General features: G+C 36.1%; 1 protein-coding gene. It reads right to left on the bottom strand.

Features of this window, described 5'->3' with window-relative positions; all coding sequences use genetic code 11:
- Positions 1–28 precede the first annotated feature (28 nt).
- A partial coding sequence (locus tag UYI_RS0131530) for a transposase (RefSeq protein WP_016870664.1) occupies positions 29–310 on the bottom strand: 282 nt, incomplete at its 5' end.

Below are 310 nucleotides of genomic sequence, written 5' to 3'. Positions count from 1 at the left end.
AGTAGTCTACCAAGGAAATTTTGCTATGTTAAATGCTCGGATATAAACGCTGCATTTTTTGACGTGCATCCTGGGTTTTAAAACCCCAATAAACGCTAGATTTTTGTTGATTACGTTGTGCTTCCCAAGCGGCAATTTCAGAAGATAATGTCTCGACATCAGGAATACGCCGTTCTAGACATTGGCGGGATAAAACAGATAATTCAATTTCTACTTGATTCAACCAAGAAGCGTGTTTAGGAGTATAGTGAAATTCTAATTTTTTAATAATTCGACGTGCTTCTTGTGGAGAGAAAATTTCATATAATAC

Source organism: Fischerella muscicola PCC 7414 (assembly GCF_000317205.1).
Taxonomy (GTDB): domain Bacteria; phylum Cyanobacteriota; class Cyanobacteriia; order Cyanobacteriales; family Nostocaceae; genus Fischerella; species Fischerella muscicola.
Note: the sequence above shows the minus strand (reverse complement) of the source record. Positions and strands in the feature narration are given on the sequence as shown.